This is a genomic window from Pseudacidovorax sp. 1753, from assembly GCF_040544975.1.
Lineage (GTDB): Bacteria > Pseudomonadota > Gammaproteobacteria > Burkholderiales > Burkholderiaceae_C > Xenophilus.
Genome location: NZ_JBEPKY010000020.1, coordinates 116,733 through 139,855 on the forward strand (window position 1 = coordinate 116,733; position 23,123 = coordinate 139,855).

Annotated in this window: 16 protein-coding genes; 13 read left to right on the top strand and 3 right to left on the bottom strand. The window is 67.8% G+C overall.

Annotation, left to right across the window (positions count from 1 at the left end; genetic code table 11):
• Positions 1-12 precede the first annotated feature (12 nt).
• Both lpdA (ABIC63_RS23045) and ilvD read left to right on the top strand, forming a co-directional pair.
• Complete coding sequence (gene lpdA, locus ABIC63_RS23045) at positions 13-1,842, top strand: dihydrolipoyl dehydrogenase (protein ID WP_354321517.1); 1,830 nt, start codon at positions 13-15, stop codon at positions 1,840-1,842.
• Positions 1,843-2,016: 174 nt separating this feature from the next.
• Complete coding sequence (ilvD, locus tag ABIC63_RS23050) at positions 2,017-3,876, top strand: dihydroxy-acid dehydratase (RefSeq protein ID WP_354321518.1); 1,860 nt, start codon at positions 2,017-2,019, stop codon at positions 3,874-3,876.
• A 274-nt stretch (positions 3,877-4,150) separates the two neighbouring features.
• Here the strand turns inward: ilvD and ABIC63_RS23055 are convergent, their stop codons facing one another.
• The gene (locus ABIC63_RS23055) at positions 4,151-4,693 is read right to left on the bottom strand and encodes a C40 family peptidase (RefSeq protein WP_234192093.1); all 543 of its coding nucleotides are present in this window, start codon (positions 4,691-4,693) and stop codon (positions 4,151-4,153) included.
• A 252-nt stretch (positions 4,694-4,945) separates the two neighbouring features.
• On the opposite strand from ABIC63_RS23055, the gene ABIC63_RS23060 reads away from it, so the two are divergent.
• Positions 4,946-6,025, top strand: coding sequence for a PQQ-dependent sugar dehydrogenase (locus ABIC63_RS23060; RefSeq protein WP_294373831.1), 1,080 nt, complete (start codon positions 4,946-4,948; stop codon positions 6,023-6,025).
• Between the two features lie 64 nt (positions 6,026-6,089).
• Here ABIC63_RS23060 and ABIC63_RS23065 read toward each other — a convergent pair whose 3' ends face one another.
• Positions 6,090-6,764 carry an alpha/beta hydrolase gene (locus ABIC63_RS23065; protein ID WP_294374158.1) on the bottom strand — a complete coding sequence of 225 codons (675 nt, stop codon included), beginning with the start codon at positions 6,762-6,764 and terminating at the stop codon, positions 6,090-6,092.
• 263 nt (positions 6,765-7,027) lie between these two features.
• On the opposite strand from ABIC63_RS23065, the gene ABIC63_RS23070 reads away from it, so the two are divergent.
• The 7 genes from ABIC63_RS23070 to ABIC63_RS23100 all read left to right on the top strand — a co-directional run bounded on the left by ABIC63_RS23070 (position 7,028) and on the right by ABIC63_RS23100 (position 17,509).
• On the top strand, positions 7,028-7,630 hold the full coding sequence (locus tag ABIC63_RS23070; RefSeq protein ID WP_295380527.1) for an isochorismatase family protein: 603 nt from the start codon (positions 7,028-7,030) through the stop codon (positions 7,628-7,630).
• 150 nt (positions 7,631-7,780) lie between these two features.
• A complete protein-coding gene (locus ABIC63_RS23075) occupies positions 7,781-9,682 on the top strand; it encodes a propionate--CoA ligase (protein ID WP_294373825.1) in 1,902 nt (633 codons plus the stop codon).
• Between the two features lie 210 nt (positions 9,683-9,892).
• The gene (locus tag ABIC63_RS23080; protein ID WP_294373823.1) at positions 9,893-12,766 is read left to right on the top strand and encodes a 2-oxoglutarate dehydrogenase E1 component; all 2,874 of its coding nucleotides are present in this window, start codon (positions 9,893-9,895) and stop codon (positions 12,764-12,766) included.
• A 107-nt stretch (positions 12,767-12,873) separates the two neighbouring features.
• On the top strand, positions 12,874-14,142 hold the full coding sequence (gene odhB, locus ABIC63_RS23085; RefSeq protein WP_058644511.1) for a 2-oxoglutarate dehydrogenase complex dihydrolipoyllysine-residue succinyltransferase: 1,269 nt from the start codon (positions 12,874-12,876) through the stop codon (positions 14,140-14,142).
• Positions 14,143-14,305: 163 nt separating this feature from the next.
• Complete coding sequence (gene lpdA / locus ABIC63_RS23090; RefSeq protein ID WP_354321519.1) at positions 14,306-15,733, top strand: dihydrolipoyl dehydrogenase; 1,428 nt, start codon at positions 14,306-14,308, stop codon at positions 15,731-15,733.
• A gap of 1 nt (position 15,734) precedes the next feature.
• The gene (zapE, locus tag ABIC63_RS23095) at positions 15,735-16,841 is read left to right on the top strand and encodes a cell division protein ZapE (RefSeq protein ID WP_294373811.1); all 1,107 of its coding nucleotides are present in this window, start codon (positions 15,735-15,737) and stop codon (positions 16,839-16,841) included.
• Positions 16,838-17,509: a hypothetical protein gene (locus ABIC63_RS23100; RefSeq protein WP_294373809.1), complete on the top strand. Its 672-nt coding sequence runs from the start codon at positions 16,838-16,840 to the stop codon at positions 17,507-17,509. The genes zapE and ABIC63_RS23100 overlap by 4 nt, the downstream gene beginning before the upstream one ends.
• A gap of 118 nt (positions 17,510-17,627) precedes the next feature.
• Here ABIC63_RS23100 and ABIC63_RS23105 read toward each other — a convergent pair whose 3' ends face one another.
• Positions 17,628-18,455 (bottom strand): PP2C family protein-serine/threonine phosphatase, encoded by an 828-nt coding sequence (locus ABIC63_RS23105; RefSeq protein ID WP_354321520.1) that lies wholly within the window; start codon positions 18,453-18,455, stop codon positions 17,628-17,630.
• A 172-nt stretch (positions 18,456-18,627) separates the two neighbouring features.
• On the opposite strand from ABIC63_RS23105, the gene yoaA reads away from it, so the two are divergent.
• From yoaA to ABIC63_RS23120, 3 genes are all read left to right on the top strand, one after another.
• Positions 18,628-20,649 carry a DNA repair helicase YoaA gene (gene yoaA, locus ABIC63_RS23110; protein WP_354321521.1) on the top strand — a complete coding sequence of 674 codons (2,022 nt, stop codon included), beginning with the start codon at positions 18,628-18,630 and terminating at the stop codon, positions 20,647-20,649.
• A 368-nt stretch (positions 20,650-21,017) separates the two neighbouring features.
• Complete coding sequence (locus ABIC63_RS23115) at positions 21,018-21,443, top strand: tripartite tricarboxylate transporter TctB family protein (protein ID WP_114804351.1); 426 nt, start codon at positions 21,018-21,020, stop codon at positions 21,441-21,443.
• A gap of 16 nt (positions 21,444-21,459) precedes the next feature.
• Positions 21,460-22,983 (top strand): tripartite tricarboxylate transporter permease, encoded by a 1,524-nt coding sequence (locus ABIC63_RS23120; protein ID WP_294373801.1) that lies wholly within the window; start codon positions 21,460-21,462, stop codon positions 22,981-22,983.
• Positions 22,984-23,123 lie beyond the last annotated feature (140 nt).

The following is a 23,123-nucleotide window of genomic DNA, read 5'->3' on the forward strand; positions in this document are numbered from 1 at the left end:
GGAGACCACGGCATGAGCGAACAACAGGTCAAGGTTCCGGACATCGGCGACTTCAGCGAAGTGGCCGTGATCGAGGTGCTGGTCAAGCCGGGCGACACCATCAAGGTCGAGCAGTCGCTGATCACGGTCGAGTCGGACAAGGCGTCGATGGAGATTCCCTCCAGCCACGCCGGCGTGGTCAAGTCGGTGGCCGTGAAGGTGGGCGACAAGGTGAGTGAAGGCTCGGTGGTGCTGACCATCGACGCGGCAGAGGCGGCTGCTTCGGCGCCCGCACCGGCTGCCTCGCCGGCGCCTGCAGCGGCGGCGCCCAAGGCGGCGCCTGCGCCCGCACCGGCGGCGCCGGCTGTGCCTCCGGCGCCCGCCGGCAGCTACAGCGGCCAGGTCGACATCGAGTGCGACACCCTCGTGCTCGGCGCTGGCCCCGGTGGCTATTCTGCTGCTTTCCGCAGTGCCGACCTCGGCATGAAGACGGTGCTGGTGGAGCGCTATGCCACCCTCGGCGGCGTCTGCCTCAACGTGGGCTGCATCCCCTCCAAGGCGCTGCTGCACGTGGCGGCGGTGATGGACGAGGTCAAGCACTTCGCGGACCTGGGCGTGGACTTCGGCGCGCCCAAGGTGGACCGCGCCAAGCTGCTCGCCCACAAGAACAAGGTGGTGGGCAAGCTCACCGGCGGCCTCACGGCCATGGCCAAGATGCGCAAGGTGACTACCGTGCGCGGCGTCGGCAGCTTCCTGGATGCCTACCACCTCGAAGTGGACGAGAGCACCGGCGAGGGTCGGGCCACCACCGGCAAGAAGCAGGTGATCCGCTTCCGCCACTGCATCATCGCGGCCGGCTCGCAGGCGGTGCACCTGCCTTTCATGCCCAAGGACGACCCGCGCGTCGTGGACTCCACCGGCGCACTGTCCCTGGCGACCGAGCCCAAGCGCATGCTGATCCTGGGCGGCGGCATCATCGGCCTGGAAATGGGCACGGTGTACTCGTCGCTCGGCGCGCGCCTGGACGTGGTCGAGATGATGGACGGCCTGATGCAGGGCGCCGACCGCGACCTGGTCAAGGTGTGGCAGAAGATGAACGCGCCGCGCTTCGACAACATCATGCTCAAGACCAAGACCGTGGGCGCCGAGGCGACCAAGGACGGCATCAAGGTCATGTTCGAAGGCGAGGGCGCACCCAAGGAGCCGCAGGTCTACGACCTGGTGCTGCAGGCCGTCGGCCGCACGCCCAACGGCAAGAAGATCGGCGCCGAGAAGGCGGGCGTCTCGGTCACCGACCGTGGCTTCATCCCGGTCGACATCCAGATGCGCACCAATGTGCCGAACATCTTCGCCATCGGCGACATCGTCGGCCAGCCCATGCTGGCCCACAAGGCGGTGCACGAGGCGCATGTGGCGGCCGAGGTGATCGCTGGCGATCAGAAGGGCGACAAGGAACTGGCGAGCGCCGCCTTCAATGCACGGGTGATCCCGAGCGTGGCCTACACCGACCCCGAGGTGGCGTGGGTGGGCCTGACCGAGGACCAGGCCAAGGCGCAGGGCGTCAAGGTCAAGAAGGGCCTGTTCCCGTGGACAGCCTCCGGCCGTGCCATCGCCAACGGCCGCGACGAAGGCTTCACCAAGCTGCTGTTCGACGCCGAGACGCACCGCATCGTGGGCGGCGGCATCGTCGGCACCCATGCCGGCGACATGATCGGCGAGGTGGCCCTGGCCATCGAGATGGGCGCCGACGAGATCGACATCGGCAAGACCATCCATCCGCACCCTACGCTGGGCGAGAGCATCGGCATGGCGGCGGAAGTGGCGCACGGCACCTGCACGGACCTGCCGCCGCAGAAGCGCTGACCGGCAGCACCTAGGCGCAGCTTCGAGGCTGCGTCCGGCGGCCCGACCGGGCGACCTTCGGGTCGTCCTGCCGGGCCGCTTTGCCATGGGCGCGCTGCCCGCTGTCGTGGCGTGGGGCCTGAGACAATGCCGGCCCCGACGATTCCTGCCTCACGAGAGCGCACAGAGTGACCCATGCCCACCTACCGTTCCAAGACCTCCACCGCCGGCCGCAACATGGCGGGCGCCCGTTCCCTGTGGCGCGCCACCGGCATGAAGGATGACGATTTCTCCAAGCCGATCATCGCCATCGCCAACAGCTTCACCCAGTTCGTGCCCGGCCACGTGCACCTGAAGGACCTGGGCCAGCTCGTCGCCCGCGAGGTGGAGGCCGCCGGCGGTGTCGCCAAGGAGTTCAACACCATCGCCGTCGACGACGGCATCGCCATGGGCCACGACGGCATGCTGTATTCGCTGCCCAGCCGCGACGTGATCGCCGACTCGGTGGAGTACATGGTCAACGCCCACTGTGCCGACGCGCTGGTGTGCATCTCCAACTGCGACAAGATCACCCCGGGCATGCTCATGGCGGCCATGCGGCTGAACATCCCGGTGGTGTTCGTCTCCGGCGGGCCGATGGAAGCCGGCAAGGTGCGCCTGGCGGTGCCCGGCACGGCCAAGATCGAGATCCGCAAGATGGACCTGATCGACGCCATGGTGATGGCGGCCGACAGCAAGGTGAGCGATGCCGACCTGGCCGAGGTCGAGCGCTCGGCCTGCCCGACCTGCGGCAGTTGCTCGGGCATGTTCACCGCCAACTCGATGAACTGCCTCACCGAAGCCCTGGGTCTGTCGCTGCCGGGCAATGGCACGGTGGTCGCCACGCATGCCGACCGCGAGGGCCTGTTCAAGAAGGCCGGCCACCTGATCGTGGAACTGGCCAAGCGCCACTACGAGCAGGACGATGCCAGCGTGCTGCCGCGTGCCATCGGCAAGAAGGCCTTCGAGAACGCGATGACGTTGGACATCGCCATGGGCGGCTCGACCAACACCATCCTGCACATCCTGGCTGCGGCCCAGGAGGCCGGCATCGACTTCGACATGGCCGACATCGACCGCCTGTCGCGCGAGGTGCCGCAGTTGTGCAAGGTCGCGCCCAACACCAACAAGTACCACATCGAGGACGTGCACCGCGCCGGCGGCATCATGGCCATCCTGGGCGAGTTGGCGCGCGCCGGCCGCCTGCACCTGGACGTGCCGACGATCCACGCGCCCACGCTGGGCGACGCGCTGGAACAGTGGGACATCCTGCGTACCAGCGACGATGCCGTGAAGCGCTTCTACATGGCCGGCCCGGCCGGCATTCCGACGCAAATCGCCTTTAGCCAGGACACGCGCTGGCCCAGCCTGGACATGGACCGGGCCGAGGGCTGCATCCGTAGCATCGACCATGCCTTTTCCAGGGAAGGCGGCCTGGCGGTGCTGACCGGCAACATCGCCAAGGACGGCTGCGTGGTCAAGACGGCGGGCGTGGACGACAGTCTGCTGGTCTTCGAAGGCCCAGCGCACGTGGTGGAGAGTCAGGATGAGGCCGTCGAGCACATCCTGAACGACCAGGTGAAGGCCGGCGATGTGGTGGTGGTGCGTTACGAAGGCCCCAAGGGTGGGCCCGGCATGCAGGAGATGCTCTATCCCACGAGCTACATCAAGTCCAAGGGCCTGGGCAAGGCCTGTGCGTTGCTGACGGACGGCCGCTTCTCGGGCGGTACCTCGGGCTTGTCCATCGGCCATTGCTCGCCGGAGGCCGCAGCCGGTGGCGCCATCGGGCTGGTCCGCACGGGCGACCGCATCCGCATCGACATTCCCAACCGTACGATCGACGTGCTGTTGAGCGACGAGGAGTTGGCGAAGCGCCGCGCCGAGCAGGATGCCAAGGGCTGGAAGCCCGCACAGCCCCGCCCGCGCAAGGTGTCCGCGGCGCTGAAGGCCTACGCGCTGCTGGCCACATCGGCAGACAAGGGCGCCGTGCGCGACCTGTCGAAGCTGGAAGACTGAGAAGGTGTGAGCGAACCCGACATGTCCGCTCGTTCTGCCAAAACACGCCCACTCCCCGTTGCAAATGCTCGCCATGGCCCGAGCTATGGCTGCGCTTTGCGCCTTGATTGGCCGCGTTTTGGCAGCCCGCTCGGCCACGCCGGATTCATTCACACCTTTTGAGGCTGGCGATCCGGCGCGGCGGCAACGCCGCGCCACGATCCGCCGGCGCCGGGAACGAAAAAGCCCGCTGCGAGAGCGGGCTTTCTTGGGAGGAGAGGAGGGGCCGTGTGGCTTATTCGCCAGCCGATTCGGACAGCACCCGGCGGGCGCCGTTGAAGCGGCTCGTCCAGTAGCTCTGGTTCATGTCTTCCACACGCACTTCCGAGCCGGAGCGGGGGGAGTGGATGAATTTGCCATCGCCCACGTAGATGCCTACATGACTGAAGGCGCGGCGCATGGTGTTGAAGAAGACCAGATCGCCGGGCTTGAGCTCGCTGCGGTCGATCTTTTCGGTGGCGGCCGCCTGCTCTTCGGCGCGGCGGGGGAGGACCATGCCGATGGTCTGGTTGTACATCGCGCGGACAAAACCGCTGCAATCGAAACCGGTCTCGGCGTTGTTGCCGCCGCGACGGTAGGGCACGCCCAGGAAGCTCATCGCGCTGACCACCAAGTCGGAGGTCTTGTCGGCCACGGCCTGACGTGCGTGCTCGACGCGGCCGAGAAGACCTTTGTCGGCAAGGAGCTTGTCCATTTCCGTCGTCCGGTCGGTTGCTGGGGCAGCGTGTGCTGCGGTGGCAAGGAGCAGGGCCAGAGCGGGCAGGACGAAAATTCGCATGGGCCCGTAGGATATGGACGACACCTGGGCGTGTCAACCAATTTCGCGAATTGGAAGTCAGGCTTAAGTCATTGATTTGGAAGCGCTTTCAGCGATTGCTGAAAAATTCGGTTGTAACAGCGGCGCTCTTCATTGCCCCAGGTAGATTGAACCTCCCGCCCGCTCCTCCTGTCAGCGTGAAATAGTTGTCGGAAAACACGATCTGGTGAAGGAGTTGCGATGAACTTGTCTGCCCGTTTGTTGGCCGCTGCGATGGCGGCCCTGAGCGCTGGAGCGAGCAGCGCTCAGGAACTGCCGCCGCGCCCGCAGACCATCGTCTCGGGCCTCGAGCACCCCTGGGCGCTGGCCTTCCTGCCGGATGGGCGTTTTCTTGTCACGGAGCGCCCGGGCCGCCTTCGGGTGGTCGGGTCCGACGGCCACATGGCCTCACCCGTCGAGGGCCTGCCGCCCGTTGCCGCCGAAGGGCAGGGCGGCCTCCTGGACGTGGCACTGGATGCCGGATTCGCCGCCAACCGCACGCTGTACTTCTGCTTCGCGGAGCCCGGCCCCGGGGGAACCAACAGCACGGCGCTTGCACGTGCCGTGCTGTCGGCCGACGCGCGGCGGCTTGAGCAGGTCCGCGTGCTCTTCAGCCAACGGCCCAAAGTGGCGAGCCGGGCGCACTTTGGCTGCCGCATCGCCCAGGCGGCGGATGGCAAGCTTTTCCTGACGACGGGCGATCGCTTTTCGCGCAGCGCGGACGCCCAGCGGCTGGACAACCACCTCGGCAAGGTCATCCGCGTCGATGCCGAGGGCCGCGCACCCGCCGACAACCCGTTTGTCGGCCGCCCCGGTGCTCTGCCCGAGATCTGGAGCTACGGACACCGCAACATGCAGGGCGCCACCATCGGGCCCGATGGGCGCCTCTGGACCCACGAGCACGGCGCGCAGGGCGGCGACGAGATCAACATCGCGCACCCTGGCCGCAACTACGGTTGGCCGGTCATCACGCACGGCGTCAACTACGGCGGCGCACCCATCGGCGAGGGCATCAAGGCCAAGGAAGGGATGGAGCAGCCCCTGCACCAATGGACGCCATCCATCGCGCCTTCTGGCATGGCCTTCCTGACCAGTGACCGCTACGGGCCGGCGTGGAAGGGCAGCCTCCTGGTCGGTTCGCTCAAGTTCGGCCACCTGGACCGCATCGACATCCGGGACGGCAAGGTGGTCGGCGAGCAGAAGCTGCTGGCGTCTGCGCGCGAACGCATCCGCGACGTGCGGCAGGGGCCGGACGGGCTCATCTACGTGTTGACGGACGATGACGACGGCAAGCTGATCAGGCTGCAGCCGTGAGCACCAAACGACGCCGGGCCATCGTCGTGGCCCCGCCGGGAGATGGCGGGCGAGTGCGGCCTTCTCAGGGGCCCGTCGCGCTGCAGCGCGGCAACGGAGCCTGGGCCAGCAGCCGCTGCCAGAGCGGGCGCCAGGCTGGCCAGTCGTGCCCGCCCGGCGCTGTCAGCACGCGCTGCGGCGGCAAGGCTGGGGCCAGCACCTGGTGCGTGGGCGCCAGGCGGTCGTCGACGCCGAAGGCCAGGTAGAGCGGCATGCGGACCGCGCCGGGCCCGACATAACGCTGCAGGCAGGTCCAGGCCCGCACGCCGATGGCATCGGCCGTCTCGGCCGGTGGACGCCAGCGTCCCGGGCCGCCCTGGGCAGCCACCGCGGCGGCGGTCTGCGGCTCGCCCAGGTAGGGGGCGATGAGTAGAAGCCCGTCGACCTCCGCAGGATGCTCGTCGGCATAGAGCAACGCGCCCAGGCCGCCCAGCGAGATGCCGGCCAGCCAGATGTGGCGGTAGCCCTGCGCCCGCGCTGGCGCGATCACGTCGGCATGCAGCCGGTCGACCACGCTGCGGTCCTTGTAGTAGCCCATGTGGGCGTCCGCCCGGACGAGATCGGCCCGAAGGCCGGCCGTGTGGAAGGTCTCGATGAAGCCTTCGCTCGACAACTCGTCCAGCGCCATGCCGCGGCCGGGCAGCAGCACGATCAACGTATCGGCGGGACTGCAGGCACCGGCGTCGCGCACCGTGGGCATCGGCACGACGGGCGTCCGTGGCAACCAACTGCAGCCGGGCAGCCCCGTCGCGGCGAGGGCTGCGGTCGCCCAGGCGAGGGCGCTTCGGCGCCGGACCGGCGCCTTCATGGCGCCGCCCCCTCCGTCGCGGATTTCGCCGCCCTGGCGTGCCGCAGAGGCGGGCGGGGCGCAACAGATGGAGCAGGGGGAGGGACAATCGCCAGCATGCGGCCCATTGTGGCCATCTCGTGTTTTTCCGTCCTGCTTCTTCTCTTTCGCGCCCCATGCTCCTCGACGCCGACCAATCCCAACTCCTGCTCATCGACTACCAGCCCCGGCTGATGCCCGCCATCCATGAGGGTGAGGCGATCCTGGCGAATGCGCAGCGGCTCGCGCAGATGGCCGGCCTGGCCGATGTGCCGGTGTTCGGCACCGAGCAGAACCCCTCCCGCCTGGGTCAGATGCCGGCCGAGTTGCGCGACCATTGCCGCCGGGTGATGGCCAAGATGCAGTTCAGTGCCGTGGCCGAGGGCCTGGGTGAATGGCTGCGTCCGCCGGCCCGGCCTGTGCAAGGCAATGCGCGCAGCCTGCCGCGCCACCTGCAGAAGCCGCAGGCCGCGGCACCCGAGCGCGCCAGCATCGTCATCGCCGGCTGCGAAGCCCATGTCTGCGTGCTGCAGACGGCGCTGGAACTGCTGGAGGACGAGTTCGAGGTCTGGGTGGTGACCGATGCCTGCGGCTCGCGCACCGAACGCAACCGCGATGCGGCCTTCGACCGTCTCGCTGGCGCCGGCGCGGAGCTGGTGACGACGGAAATGGTCGGCTTCGAGTGGCTGCGCAGCGCCGAGCATCCGGCCTTCAAGGAACTGCAGGCCCTGATCCGCTGATCCGGCGCGGTGGCGGGAGCGCACGAGGGTGCACCCTGTCAGCCTGTCGCAAGGCCGTCTCCAATAATCGCGAATGCGGTGCTGCCCTTTCGGGTTGGTGCCGTCCACAAGGCGCACCTTCGACGCCCACGACAAGGAGACAAGCAGGCCATGAGCAGCTATCAGGAGTTCTACCGTCGTTCCATCGACGCGCCCGAGGCCTTCTGGGCCGAGCAGGCCCGGCTGATCGACTGGCGCCAGCCGCCCACCACCATCCTCGATCGCAGCCGGCTGCCGTTCACCAACTGGTTCGGTGGCGGCACCACCAACCTCTGCCACAACGCCATCGACCGCCACCTGCCGCAGCGGCAAAATGCGCCGGCGGTGATCGCCGTCTCCACCGAGACCGGCACCGAGCGCACCTACACCTACGGCGAACTGCACCGCGAGGTGCAGCAGATGGCCTCGATGCTGCGCAGCCTCGGGGTGGGGCGCGGCGACCGGGTGCTGATCTACATGCCCATGGTCGCTCCCGCCGTGTTCGCCATGCTGGCCTGCGCCCGGCTGGGTGCCATCCACAGCGTGGTCTTTGGCGGCTTCGCCAGCGCTTCGCTCGCGTCGCGCATCGACGATGCGCAGCCGAAGGTGATCATCAGTGCCGACGCCGGCTCGCGCGGCGGCAAGGTGGTGGCATACAAGCCGCTGCTGGACGAGGCGATCCGGCTCGCCACGCACAAGCCGTCGTCCGTGCTGTTGGCCGACCGTGCCCTGGCGCCCATGGACCTGGTCCCGGGCCGCGACCACCGGATGGATGAACTGGCGCCGGCCCATGCTCAGGCCGAGGTGCCCTGCGAATGGATGGACGCGGCGGACGTGAGCTACACGCTCTACACCAGCGGCACCACGGGCCGGCCCAAGGGCGTGCAGCGCGACGTGGGCGGCTACGCCGTGGCGCTGGCCGCCAGCATGCGACACATCTTCCAGGCCAGCCCGGGCGAGACCTATTTCTGTACCAGCGACATTGGCTGGGTGGTTGGCCACTGCTACATCGTGTACGGGCCGCTGATTGCGGGCATGGCGACCATCGTGTACGAGGGGCTGCCCACGCAGGGGCTGGACGGTCGGCCCGACGGGGCCATCTGGTGGCGACTGGTCGAGAAGTACAAGGTCAACGTGATGTTCTCCGCGCCGACGGCCGTGCGGGTGCTCAAGAAGCAGGATCCTGCGTTGCTGCGCAAGCACGACGTTTCCAGTCTGCGGGCGCTGTTCCTGGCGGGCGAGCCGCTGGACGAGCCGACCGCCCGCTGGATCAGCGACGGCCTGGGCGTGCCGATCATCGACAACTACTGGCAGACCGAGTCGGGCTGGCCCATCCTGACGGTGGCGCACGGCGTGGAGAAGCAGCCCACCAAGTTCGGCAGTCCGGGCGTGCCCATGTATGGCTTCAAGGTCAAGCTGGTCCACGAAACCACCGGCGAGGACCTCACGACGCCGGGCGAGAAGGGCGTGGTCGTGATCGAGTCGCCCACGCCGCCCGGCTTCATGCAGACCGTGTGGCGCGACGACGAGCGATTCATCAACACCTACTGGCGAAGCATCCCGGGTATCGAGGTCTATTCGACCTTCGACTGGGGCATCCGCGATGCCGATGGCTACTTCTACATCCTGGGCCGCACGGACGATGTGATCAACGTGGCCGGCCATCGGCTGGGCACGCGCGAGATCGAAGAGGCCATTTCCGCCCATCCGGCCGTCGCCGAGGTGGCGGTGGTCGGCGTGGCCGATGCGCTCAAAGGCCAGGTCGCGGTGGCGTTCGTGGTGCCGCGCGCGGGCGTCGGCGACGAGGCCGCCGCCCTGAGGCTGGAGGGCGAGGTCATGAAGACCGTCGCCGACAACCTGGGTGCGCTGGCGCGGCCGGCGCGGGTGCACTCGGTGGCGGCGTTGCCCAAGACGCGCAGCGGCAAGCTGCTGCGCCGCGCCCTGCAGGCCGTGTGCGAGCGGCGCGATCCCGGCGATCTGACCACCATCGACGACCCGACCAGCCTTCAGGCCATCCAGCGCCTGATCGGCTGAACTTCGTGGTGTGTTCTGTTGTCAGATTCGCGGCGCACAATGGTGCGTTCCGAATCACCGCGGCAGTGCGCGCGTGCGGCGTGGCACAATCCCGGGTGTACTCAGGCCCTTCCCCAGCCACAGTCGCATCCGCCATCCGGTTCAGCCGTGTCGCGGAAGGTTTTCTTAACCAGCTAATGCTTCCCCAAGGGAAGCGGAGGTCAGCGGAACATGAGCGATTCCCCCGCGTCCATCTACAACGCCTACCAAGGCAACAGTTACCTCTTCGGCGGCAATGCGCCCTATGTCGAAGAGATGTACGAGAACTATCTCGCCAATCCGGGAAGCGTGCCCGACAACTGGCGCTCGTACTTTGATGCACTCCAGCACGTGCCGGCGTCGGACGGAAGCGATTCCCGCGATGTTCCGCATCAACCTGTCATCAATGCCTTCGCCGAGCGCGCCAAGCAGGGCGGCACCCGCGTGGTCGAGGCCAGCGGCGCCGACTCCGAGCTGGGTCGCAAGCGCACCGCCGTCCAGCAGCTGATCGCCGCCTACCGCAACGTCGGCGCCCGCTGGGCCAACCTGGATCCGCTGCAGCGCGCCGAGCGTCCGGCCATCCCCGAGCTTGAGCCCTCGTTCTACGGCTTCGCCGATGCCGACCTCGAGACGGTCTTCAACACCAGCAACACCTTCTTCGGCCGCGACACCATGTCGCTGCGCGACCTGCTGAACGCCCTGCGCGAGACGTACTGCGGCACCATCGGCGTCGAGTACATGTACATGACCGACCAGGCGCAGAAGCGCTGGTGGCAGCAGAAGCTCGAAGCCGCACGCACCAACCCCAAGCTGAGCGCCGAGAAGAAGAAGCACGTGCTCGAGCGCCTGACGGCCGCCGAGGGCCTGGAGCGCTTCCTGCACACGAAGTACGTCGGCCAGAAGCGCTTCTCGCTCGAAGGCGGCGAAAGCTTCATCGTCGCCATGGACGAGCTGGTCAACGGTTCCGGCGCCAAGGGCGTGCAGGAAATCGTGATCGGCATGGCCCACCGCGGCCGCCTGAACGTGCTGGTCAACACCCTGGGCAAGGCGCCCAAGGACCTGTTCGCCGAGTTCGACCACACCGCCCCCGAAGACCTGCCCAGCGGCGACGTCAAGTACCACCAGGGCTTCAGCTCGGACGTGACCACGCCCAGCGGCCCGATGCACCTGAGCCTGGCCTTCAACCCCTCGCACCTGGAGATCGTGAACCCGGTGGTCGAGGGCTCGGTGCGTGCCCGCATGGACCGTCGCGGCGACAAGCGCGGCGCCTCGGTGCTGCCCGTGCTGGTGCACGGTGACGCGGCCTTTGCCGGCCAGGGCGTCATCATGGAGACGCTGGCCCTGGCCGAAACCCGCGGCTACTACACCGGCGGCACGATCCACATCGTCATCAACAACCAGATCGGCTTCACCACCTCCGATCCGCGCGACAGCCGCTCCACGCTGTACTGCACCGACGTCGTCAAGATGATCGAGGCGCCCGTGCTGCACGTGAACGGCGACGATCCCGAGGCCGTGGTGCTGTGCATGCAACTGGCCCTGGAATACCGCCAGGAGTTCAACAAGGATGTGGTCGTCGACATCATCTGCTTCCGCAAGCTGGGCCACAACGAGCAGGACACCCCCTCGCTCACCCAGCCGCTGATGTACAAGAAGATCGCCGCCCACCCTGGCACGCGCAAGCTGTACGCCGACAAGCTGGCGGCCCAGGGCCTGGGCGAGACGCTGGGTGACGACATGGTCAAGGCCCAGCGCGCCGCCTTCGACGCCGGCAAGAACACCGTCGACCCGGTGCTCACCGACTTCAAGCGCAAGTACGCTGTCGACTGGAGCGCCTTCGCCAACAAGAAGTGGACCGACGCTGCCGAAACCGCGCTGCCGCTGGCCGAGTGGAAGCGACTGGCCGAGAAGATCACCACGGTGCCGGAAGGCTTCACGGTGCATCCGCTGGTCAAGAAGGTGCTGGACGACCGCGCCGCCATGGGCCGCGGCGACGTCAACGTCGACTGGGGCATGGGCGAGCACATGGCTTTCGCCTCGCTGGTGGCCAGCGGTTACCCGGTGCGCCTGTCGGGCGAGGACTGCGGCCGCGGCACCTTCACCCACCGCCATTCGGTGCTGCACGACCAGAACCGTGAGAAGTGGGACACGGGCACCTACGTGCCGCTGCAGAACGTGGCCGAGAACCAGGCCCCGTTCGTGGTCATCGACTCCATCCTGTCCGAAGAGGCGGTGCTGGGCTTCGAATACGGCTATGCGTCCAACGACCCGAACACCCTGGTGATCTGGGAAGCCCAGTTCGGCGACTTCGCCAACGGCGCCCAGGTGGTGATCGACCAGTTCATCGCCTCGGGTGAAGTGAAGTGGGGCCGCCTGAACGGCCTGACCCTGATGCTGCCGCACGGCTATGAAGGCCAGGGCCCCGAGCACAGCTCGGCCCGCCTGGAGCGCTTCATGCAGCTGTCGGCCGACACCAACATCCAGGTGGTGCAGCCCACGACGGCCAGTCAGATCTTCCACCTGCTGCGTCGCCAGATGGTGCGCAACCTGCGCAAGCCGCTGGTCATCATGACCCCGAAGTCGCTGCTGCGTAACAAGGACGCGACCTCGCCGGTGTCGGAGTTCATCAAGGGCGGCTTCCAGACGGTCATCCCGGACGTCAAGGAACTGAAGGCCGACAAGGTCAAGCGCATCGTCGCCTGTTCGGGCAAGGTCTACTACGACCTGGCCAAGAAGCGCGAGGAGAAGGGCGCCGACGACGTGGCCATCATCCGCGTCGAGCAGCTCTACCCCTTCCCGCACAAGGCTTTCGCGGCCGAGGTCAAGAAGTACCCCAATGCGGCAGACATCGTGTGGTGCCAGGACGAGCCCCAGAACCAGGGTGCCTGGTTCTTCGTGCAGCACTACATCCACGAGAACATGCTCGACGGCCAGAAGCTGGGCTACTCCGGGCGTGCCGCCTCCGCGTCGCCGGCCGTGGGTTACGCCCACCTGCACCAGGAGCAGCAGAAGGCGCTGGTCGACGGCGCGTTCGGCAAGCTCAAGGGCTTCGTCCTGACCAAGTAAGTCCCCGCCACGGAGGCCGGCGCGTTGCGCCGGCCTGCTGTTCTTGCGCGCCCCATTTTTTTGTCGTTCGCGGGCGTGTTTCCCTCGAATAAGCAGAGTCCATAAAAATGTCCATCGTTGAAGTCAAGGTTCCCCAGTTGTCCGAGTCCGTGGCAGAAGCCACGATGCTGCAGTGGAAGAAGAAGGCCGGCGAAGCCGTCACGGCCGATGAAATCCTGATCGAGATCGAGACCGACAAGGTCGTGCTCGAAGTGCCGGCCCCGGCGTCCGGCGTGCTGGCCGAGATCGTCCAGGCCGACGGTGCCACCGTCGTCGCCGACCAGCTGATCGCCAAGATCGACACCGAAGGCAAGGCCGGCGCAGCCGCGCCCGCACCGGCTGCCGCCGCACCTGCGCCCGCCGCATCGGCCCCGGCCGCCGCGGCGCCCGCCGCCACCGGCGGCGCCAAGTCCGACGTGGCCATGCCCGCCGCCGCCAAGCTGCTGGCCGACAACGGTCTGAAGACCAGCGACGTCGCCGGCTCCGGCAAGGATGGCCGCGTGACCAAGGGCGACGTGCTGTCGGCCGTGGCTGGTGGCGCCACCGCCGCCAAGGCACCCGCCGTGCAGATCCCGACCGGTGCGCCCAAGACCTCGCTGCCCCAGGTCGCCGCTCCCACCGCCGCCAACCTGGGCGACCGCCCCGAAGAGCGCGTGCCGATGAGCCGCCTGCGCGCCCGCATCGCCGAGCGCCTGTTGCAGTCGCAGTCCACCAACGCCATCCTGACCACCTTCAACGAGGTGAACATGGCCCCCGTGATGGACCTGCGCAAGAAGTTCCAGGACGCCTTCACCAAGGAGCACGGCACCAAGCTCGGCTTCATGAGCTTCTTCGTCAAGGCGGCCGTGCACGCCCTCAAGAAGTACCCGGTGCTCAACGCCTCGGTCGACGGCAACGACATCATCTATCACGGCTACTTCGACATCGGCATCGCCGTCGGCTCGCCGCGCGGCCTGGTGGTGCCGATCCTGCGCAATGCCGACCAGATGAGCTTCGCCGACATCGAGAAGAAGATCGCCGAGTTCGGCAAGAAGGCCCAGGAAGGCAAGCTGTCCATCGACGAGATGACCGGCGGCACCTTCTCCATCTCCAACGGCGGCACCTTTGGCTCCATGCTTTCGACGCCCATCATCAACCCGCCCCAGTCGGCCATCCTGGGCGTGCACGCCACCAAGGACCGTGCCGTGGTCGAGAACGGCCAGATCGTGGTGCGCCCGATGAACTATCTGGCGATGAGCTACGACCACCGCATCATCGACGGCCGCGAAGCCGTGCTGGGCCTGGTCGCGATGAAGGAAGCGCTGGAAGATCCCTCGCGTCTGCTGTTTGATATCTGACCCACCCCCGTTTCTTGCTCACTGCGTGTAGCCGAATCCCCCCTCAAGGGGGCGCACCCGGCGGCCCGGCAGAGCCGGTTCCGCGGGTGCACTCGAGCGGGCTCCGCTGCGCTTGCCCTGGTGTCGGCGCAAGTTGGTGAGCCGATCCGAACGAAAGAACATCATGTCCAAGCAATTCGACGTCATCGTCATCGGCGGTGGCCCCGGCGGCTACATCGCTGCCATCCGCGCGGCCCAACTGGGCTTCAACACCGCCTGCATCGACGAATGGAAGAACGGCAAGGGCGGCCCGGCACCGGGCGGCACCTGCACCAACGTGGGCTGCATCCCCTCCAAGGCCCTGCTGCAGTCGTCCGAGCATTTCGAGCACGCCAACAAGCACTTCGCCGAGCACGGCATCACGGCTTCCGACGTCAAGATGGACGTGGCCAAGATGCTGGCCCGCAAGGACGGCGTGGTGAAGCAGAACAACGACGGCATCCTGTACCTGTTCAAGAAGAACAAGGTCAGCTTCTTCCACGGCCGCGGCTCCTTCGCGAAGGCAGCCGAAGGCGGTTACGAGATCAAGGTCGCCGGCGCTGCCGAAGAGACGCTGGTCGGCAAGCACATCATCGTGGCCACGGGCTCCAACGCCCGCCAGCTGCCCGGCGTGCCCTTCGACGAGGAGACCGTGCTGTCCAACGACGGCGCGCTGCGCGTCGGTGCCGTGCCCAAGAAGCTGGCGCTGATCGGCTCCGGCGTGATCGGCCTGGAGATGGGCTCCGTGTGGCGCCGCCTGGGTGCGGACGTCACCATCCTCGAAGGTCTGCCGACCTTCCTGGGCGCCGTGGACGAGCAGATCGCCAAGGAAGCCAAGAAGGCCTTCGACAAGCAGGGCCTGAAGGTCGAGCTGGGTGTGAAGGTGGGCGAGGTCGCCAAGACCCAGGCCGGCGTCACCATCGACTACACCGATGCCAAGGGCGAAGCCAAGAAGCTGGAAGCCGACAAGCTGATCGTCTCGATCGGCCGCGTGCCCAACACCATCGGCCTGAATGCCGAGGCCGTGGGCCTGAAGCTGGACGACCGCGGCGCCATCATCGTGGACGACGAGTGCAAGACCAGCCTGCCCAACGTGTGGGCCGTGGGCGACGTGGTGCGCGGCCCGATGCTGGCGCACAAGGCGGAAGAAGAGGGCGTGGCCGTGGCCGAGCGCATCGCCGGCCAGCACGGACACGTCAACTTCAACACCATCCCCTGGGTGATCTACACCAGCCCCGAGATCGCGTGGGTCGGCCGTACCGAGCAGCAGCTCAAGGCCGACGGCGTGAAGTACAAGGCCGGCACCTTCCCGTTCCTGGCGAACGGCCGCGCGCGCGCGCTGGGCGACACCACGGGCATGGTGAAGTTCCTGGCCGACGCCACGACCGACGAGATTCTGGGCGTGCACATCGTGGGCCCCATGGCCAGCGAGCTGATCTCGGAAGCCGTCGTCGCGATGGAGTTCAAGGCCTCGGCCGAGGACATCGCCCGCATCTGCCACGCGCACCCGTCGCTCTCCGAGGCGACCAAGGAAGCCGCATTGGCCGTCGACAAGCGCACGCTGAACTTCTGAGTTGGCGCTCCCGTCCGTCAAGGAGGCCTACGAGGCCGAACTCAAGGGCCGCGGCTACACCGCCGATCCCGCGCAACTGCGCGCGGTCGACGCGCTGGACCGCTGCGCCCGCGAGTGGGCCGAGTACAAGGCCCAGCGCTCCAACGCCTTCAAGAAGCTGATCCATCGCCCGGCCGTGCCGCGCGGTGTCTACATGTATGGCGGCGTCGGGCGCGGCAAGAGCTTCCTGATGGACTGCTTCTTCAACGCGGTGCCCATCAACCGCAAGACACGCCTGCACTTCCACGAGTTCATGCGTGAGGTGCACCGTGAGCTGGCAGACCTGCAGGGCATCCAGAACCCGCTCGATGAGCTGGGCAAGCGCATCGCCAAGCGCTTCAAGCTGATCTGCTTCGACGAGTTCCACGTCGCCGACATCACCGACGCGATGATCCTGCATCGCCTGCTGGTGGCCTTGTTCGAGAACGGCGTGGGCTTCGTCACCACCTCCAATTTCAAGCCCGACGACCTGTACCCCGGCGGGCTGCACCGCGACCGCATCCTGCCGGCCATCGACCTGCTCAACGCGAAGCTCGAGGTCATCAACGTGGACAACGGCACCGACTACCGGCGCCGCACGCTGGAGCAGGTGCGCCTGTACATCACGCCCAACGACAGTGGCTCCGAGAAGGAGCTGCGCAAGATCTTCGACAAGCTGGCGGAGAAGGGCGACGACAACCCGGTGCTGAACATCGAGAAGCGCGAGATCCGCGCCCGGCGTCGTGCTGGCGGCGTGGTGTGGTTCGACTTCCGCACGCTGTGCGGCGGCCCGCGCTCGATGAACGACTACCTTGAGATTGCCAGCCAGTTCCACACCGTGCTGCTGTCCGACGTGCCCGAGATGCCGGTGCGCATGGCCTCGGAAGCGCGGCGTTTCACCTGGCTGGTGGACGTGTTCTACGATCGCCGGGTGAAGCTCGTGCTCTCGGCCGCGGTGCCGCCGGAGCAGCTCTACACCGAAGGGCCGCTGGCGCACGAGTTTCCGCGCACCGTCTCGCGACTGAACGAAATGCAGTCGGCCGAGTTCCTGGCGCTGGAGCGCCGTACCGTGGACACCCGCCTCACATGAGCTTTTCCCTTCGCCTTGTCGCGTTGATGCTGGTCGCCGTGCCGGCGGGCACCGTGCTTGCCCAATCCGCCGTGTCGGCGGCTGCGCCCGGTTCGGCACAGGCGGCGGACGAACGCGAGCGCATCGGCGTCGAGCGCAAGGCCGAAGAGGTGCGCTACTCGGCCCGCCGGGCTCAGTGCTACCAGCGCTTCGCCGTCGATGACTGCCTCAATGCCGAGAGCCGTCTGCACCGCGAGACGCTGGATGGGCTCAAGCGGCGTGAAGCCGTGCTCAATGATGCGGAGCGCCGCCAACGAGGCGAAGACGCCCTGCGCCGCATCCAGGACAAACAGGCCAACCCGCCTGCGCGCGACCTGCCCCAGGAACGCGACCGGAACCGGCAGGCCCAGCAGGACCGAGAGCAGCGCAACGCCGACCATGCGGCCAGCCGGGCCGCCACCGCCGCGCAGGCGTCGCAGCGCCGGCAGCAGTTCGAGGACCGGCAGAAGGCACAGGCCGAGAAGGCGGCCGAGCGGGCCCAGCGGCGCACCCAGGATGCCGCGGAGCGCGAACGCTACGAGCGTCGACAGGTCGACGCCCAGCAGCGTCGCGCAGACGCCCAGCGCCGCAATGCCGAGCGCACCAAGCCGCCGGCGGCGCCGCTGCCGGATCCGGCAGCCAAGCCCTGAGTCCGCACTCGCCAAGACGTGCCGCGGCGGTGCCCGCTTATGGGGCGGGCCCTCCATGTTGCAGGGCGGGCGCCGGCTTGGCGGCGAGCGGCTGAAGCCGCCGTATCGGCGGCCGTGCTCAGCGCCGCGGGCTGCTGTCCATGAACGCGTCGAACGCGGCGGAGGAGGGCGTGGCCGGCTTGCCGGGCAGTTCCTCCACCTTCACCAGGATCAGCGACAGGTTGTCGCCCGCCCCGCCGGCGCGGCGACGCGCCTCGTTCACCAGCATCTCGGCCGCTGCGCGGGCCGGGTATCGCGCGATGACCGCTCCGAACTCCTCGGGCGTGAAGTAGTGCCAGAGCCCGTCAGAGCAGGCCATCAACGCGTCGCCGGGCTGGACGCCATCGATGGCCTCGAGGTCCATCGGCGGCAGGGTGGACTGCATGCCGAGGCAGCCCACGAGGATGTTGGCCTTCGGATGGCGCAAGGCCTCGTCCTCGTCCAGCTCGCCGCGCTGCACCAGCACCTCGACATAGGAATGGTCGCGCGTGCGGCGCACCAGGCGGCCGCGGCGGAACAGGTAGATGCGCGAATCGCCGGCGTGGATCCAGGCGCCCCGGCCATCGGGGTCGAGCAGGAAGGCCGCCACGGTGCTGTGCGGCTCCTGCTCGCTCGACAGCGCGGTCAGCCGGATCACGGTGTGGGCTTCGTCGACCAGCTGGCGCAGCAGCCGGTCGGGATCGTCCGTGCCCGGTGCATAGCGGGCGAACAGCTGCTGCGCCGTCATGATGACCTGCTCCGATGCCTTGCGGCCGCCGCTGCGGCCGCCCATGCCGTCGGCGACCACCGCGAGGAGGCAGCCCGGGCGCTGGGGATGCCCGATCAGGGCGACCTGATCCTGTTGGTAAGGCCGGTCTCCCTGGTGGAGACCCGTGGCAGCGGACAATCGGAAACCGGTGTGAGGCATTGGCGCGGTCGGCGCCGCGGCGCGCCAACGAGAAGGCTATGTGGCTGTCTGACACCCATTATCGAGCGATCCAGTGACACCGTTAAACACAATTCACAGTTTCTCCTTTGTCGAAAGCTTGTGTCTGCCAGGAGCGACGCCCAGGCGCCCTTCGACCGGGAGGAAAGGCTAGATGGCGCTCGCTGACGAGGTGATGGATGTCTTCGCCGACGGCGGGGCCTTGTCGCAGGCGGCGGACCAGTTCCGCGTGCGCGAGGGCCAGACGCAGATGGCGCTGGCCATCGCCCACACCGTGGCCGAAGGGGGGCAACTGGTGGTGGAGGCGGGCACGGGCGTGGGCAAGACCTTCTCCTACCTCGTGCCGGCCTTGCTCAGTGGCGAGCGTGTTCTGCTGTCGACGGCCACCAAGGCGCTGCAGGACCAGCTCTTCGGGCGCGACCTGCCACGTCTGCTAGAGGCGCTCAACCTGCCGCTGCGCACTGCCTTGCTCAAGGGACGGGGCAGCTACCTCTGCCTGCACCGCATGGCCCAGGCCCGGCATGACGCCGGGGGGGAGCGGGGCGTGGCCCATGCGCTGGCCAAGGTCGAGCGCTGGGCGCTCACCACGCGCACCGGCGACCTGGCCGAGCTGCCGGGCCTGGACGAGCGCTCGCCGGTCATTCCGCTGGTCACCTCCACCCGCGACAACTGCCTGGGCCAGCAGTGCCCGCAGTTCAAGGCCTGCCACGTCAACCTGGCCCGGCGCGAGGCGCTGGCGGCGGACGTGGTGGTCATCAACCACCACCTGTTCTTCGCCGACCTCGCGGTGCGCGAGTCGGGCATGGCCGAGCTGCTGCCCAGCGTGCGCGTGGTGATCTTCGACGAGGCGCACCAGCTCAACGAAACGGGCGTGCAGTTCCTGGGCCTGCAACTGGGTACCGGGCAGGTGCTGGACTTTGCGCGCGACCTGCTCGCCGCCGGGCTGCAGCAGGCACGCGGCCTGGCCGACTGGCAGGACGTGGCCGGCAAGCTCGAGCACGCGGCCCGCGAACTGCGCATGGTGGCCGGCAAGGGCTGGCCCGGCGCCAAGCTGCGCTGGAACGGCGCCGCCCCCGAAGGCATCGGCGCCACCCAGTGGCAGGGCGGCCTGGACACCCTGCGCCGCGCCGCGGAAGACGCCGCTGTCGCGCTGGACACGGTCAGCGAGCTTTCCCCCGACTTCGTCCGCCTGGCCGAGCGCGCCGGCCTGCTGGTCGAGCGGGCAGGCCTGCTGACCGAACCGTGCCCGCCCGATGCGGTGCGCTGGGTCGACATCGGCACCCAGCTGCGACTCGTGCAGTCACCGCTGGACATCGCCGATGCGGTGCGCAAGCGCGTGCTCAAGGCCGACCGCCCGGCGCCGTCCCCGCAGGAGCAGGGCGGCGAGTCGCGCAGCCGTGCCTGGATCTTCACCTCGGCCACGCTGGGCGACGACCCGCAACTGCGCTGGTTCACCGAGCCGTGCGGCCTGGACGAAGCGCAGGTGCTGCGCGTGGCCAGCCCCTTCGACTATGCGCAGCAGGCCGCGCTCTATGTGCCGCGGCAGTTTCCCCGGCCCGCCGATGCCGGCCATCCGGACGCCGTGGCGGCGCTGGCGGCCAAGGGCGCGCTGCGGCTGGGTGGCCGCACGCTGGTGCTGACGACCACGCTGCGCGCGCTGCGCACCATCGGCGACGGCCTGCGCGAGCGCCTGCGTGCCGCCGGCAGCGACGTCGATGTGCTGGTGCAGGGCGAGTGGCCCAAGCGCGTACTGATGGAGCGCTTCCGCGCGGGCGCCGACGCGGGCGCGACCGGTTGCGTGCTGGTGGCCTCCGCCTCGTTCTGGGAGGGCTTCGACGCGCCGGGCGATGTGCTGCAACTCGTGGTGATCGACAAGCTGCCCTTCCCGCCGCCGGGCGATCCGCTGGTGGAGGCGCGCACGCGCCGGCTGGAGTCGCAGGGCCGCAGCGGCTTCGGCGACTACTCCATCCCCGAGGCGGCCGTGGCGCTCAAGCAGGGCGCGGGCCGGCTCATCCGGCGCGAAAGCGACCGTGGCGTGCTGGTCGTGTGCGACACGCGCCTGGTGTCCATGGGCTACGGCCGCCGCCTGCTCGCCGCGCTGCCGCCCATGCGCCGGCTGGCGGCCGAGGCCGACTTCGAGCAGGCACTCGACGATCTGACGCAGCCCCCCGGCTGAACGGACGAAAGGCCGCGCGCCCATGTTCCAGAGGCCGCCTTCGGGCGGCTTTTTCATGGGTATTTCGGTCGCCGTCGATGACCCGGCGAAGCCCGGGAAAACGGGCGTCTACGTGTATTTGCGTAGCCGCTTCTTCGTGTTAACCCGGAGAAAAAGTCACCGATGCGACGCCTGCGCGCCGCAGGGGCCCTCCGGTACGTAATTCCCCTCTGCAGTCGGTCAGATTCCGATCAGTGTGGCAGCCGGAGCATCCCCTCCGCCCCAGCAGCTGCGGCTGCAAAGGAGACATTGGCACCCCGCCGGATCCCCCGGCGCGAGAGGGACCAACCGATCCACAACATCAACATGACGACGCTTCGCCTCCCCTTATGAACGATCGCAACCTCAACCGAGGCTTGTTCCTCATCGCGCTTGCACTGCTGTTCGGCGTGCCGGCCTTCAACTACCAGATCGGCAGCTTCGCGCACGCCGGCCCGGGCCTGTTCCCGGCCATGGTCAGCGGCATGCTGCTGGCCATCGGGATCATCACCGTGATCCGCTCGCGCTTCGTCAAGCCGATCCCGATGTCGGTCAACTTCAAGAACATCGCGATCATCCTGGCCAGCCTGTGCACCTTCGCGCTCGTGTCCACCTACGTGAACATGACCGTGGGCATCGTCGTCATGGTGTTCATCGCCTCGCTGGCGGCCAGCGGCAAGTATTCCTGGGTACGCAACGTCAAGGTGGCGGTGGTGCTCGTGGGTTTCGCCTTCGGCTTCCAGAAGCTGCTGGGCCTGAACCTTCCCCTGTACTGATCGGAGCCTGCACACCATGGAAGCTCTCCATAACCTGGCGTTCGGCTTCGAGCACGCGCTGACCATCCACAACCTGATGTACTGCGCCATCGGCTGCGTGGTCGGCACCCTGGTCGGCCTGCTGCCCGGCCTGGGCCCGCTGGCCACCATCAGCCTGCTGCTGCCGCTGACGTATTCCATCGACACCACCGGCGCGCTGATCATGCTGGCCGGCATCTACTACGGGGCGCAGTACGGCGACAGCGTGTCGGCGATCACGATGAAGATCCCGCACGCGAGTTCGATCGTGGCCTGTATCGACGGCTACGCGATGACGCTCAAGGGCAAGACGGGCCTGGCGCTGTTCACGGCCGGCTTCTCCAGCTTCATCGGCGGCACCGTGGCCATCATCGTGCTGACCTTCCTGGCGCCCAAGCTGGGCGAGGTGGCTTTCCTGTTCGGCCCCGCGGACTACTGCGCGCTGATGATGGTGGGCTTCGTCTGCGTGAGCTTCGTGACCACCGGCAGCCTGCTCAACGGCCTGGCCATGTGCCTGATCGGCGTGCTGCTCGGCCAGATCGGCACCGACGTCAACAGCGGCGTGCAGCGCTACACCATGGACCTGCCCTTCCTCGCCGACGGCGTGGGCCTGGTCAGCATCGCGCTGGGCTGCTTCGGCATCGCCGAGATCACCAAGAACCTCGACAGCGGTGAAGAGCGCTCGCCCTTCAACGGCAAGATCCACCTGATGCCCACCTGGGAAGAGTTCAAGCGGATCATCCCCAGCGCCCTGCGCGGCAGCGTGATCGGCTCCTTCCTGGGCATCCTGCCCGGCGGCGGCCCGGCCATCGCCCAGTTCGCGGCCTACGCCATCGACAAGAAGGTCAGCAAGTACAAGCACGAGATCGGCACCGGCTGTATCGAAGGCGTGGCCGGCCAGGCCGCAGCCGACGAAGCCGCAGCCCGCACCAGCTTCATTCCGCTGATGTCCATCGGCATCCCCGAGAACGCCGTGATGGCGCTGATGATGGCCGCCTTCATCATCAAGGGCATCCAGCCCGGCCCGAACATGATCGCCGGTCACCCGGAACTGTTCTGGGGCCTGGTCGCCTCGATGTGGGTCGGCAACTGCTTCCTGATCATCCTGAACGTGCCGCTGGTGCGCTACTGGCTGTCGGTCTTCAAGATCCCGTACGCCGTGCTCTTCCCGGGCATCCTGTTCTTCTGTTGCATCGGCACGTACAGCGTCAACAACAACCTCGAAGACCTGTACATCACCGCCGCCTTCGGCCTGCTGGGCTTCCTGTTCATGAAGTTCGACCTGGATGCCGCGCCGCTGATGCTGGGCTTCATCCTGGGCCCGATGCTGGAAGAGAACTTCCGCCGCACGCTGCTGCTGAGCCGCGGCAGCTTCGGCATCTTCTTCGACCGGCCCATCAGCGGCACGCTGCTGTCGCTGATCGGGGTGTTCATCGCATGGCAGACCATCGGCTTCTTCATCAAGACGAAGAAGCAGAAGAACGGAGCCGCCGCATTGCCGGCGGCGCACGAGACCGCCTGAGCGCGCGTGCAATCTGCTGCAGAAGGGGCCTTCGGGCCCCTTCTGCTTTGTGCGCCCAGCATGGGCGCACTCTTGCGGGTGCAAGTCCCGCCGTAAGTTGATCACGACGAACGAAGTGAAGCGCAACTGCACGAGGGCGA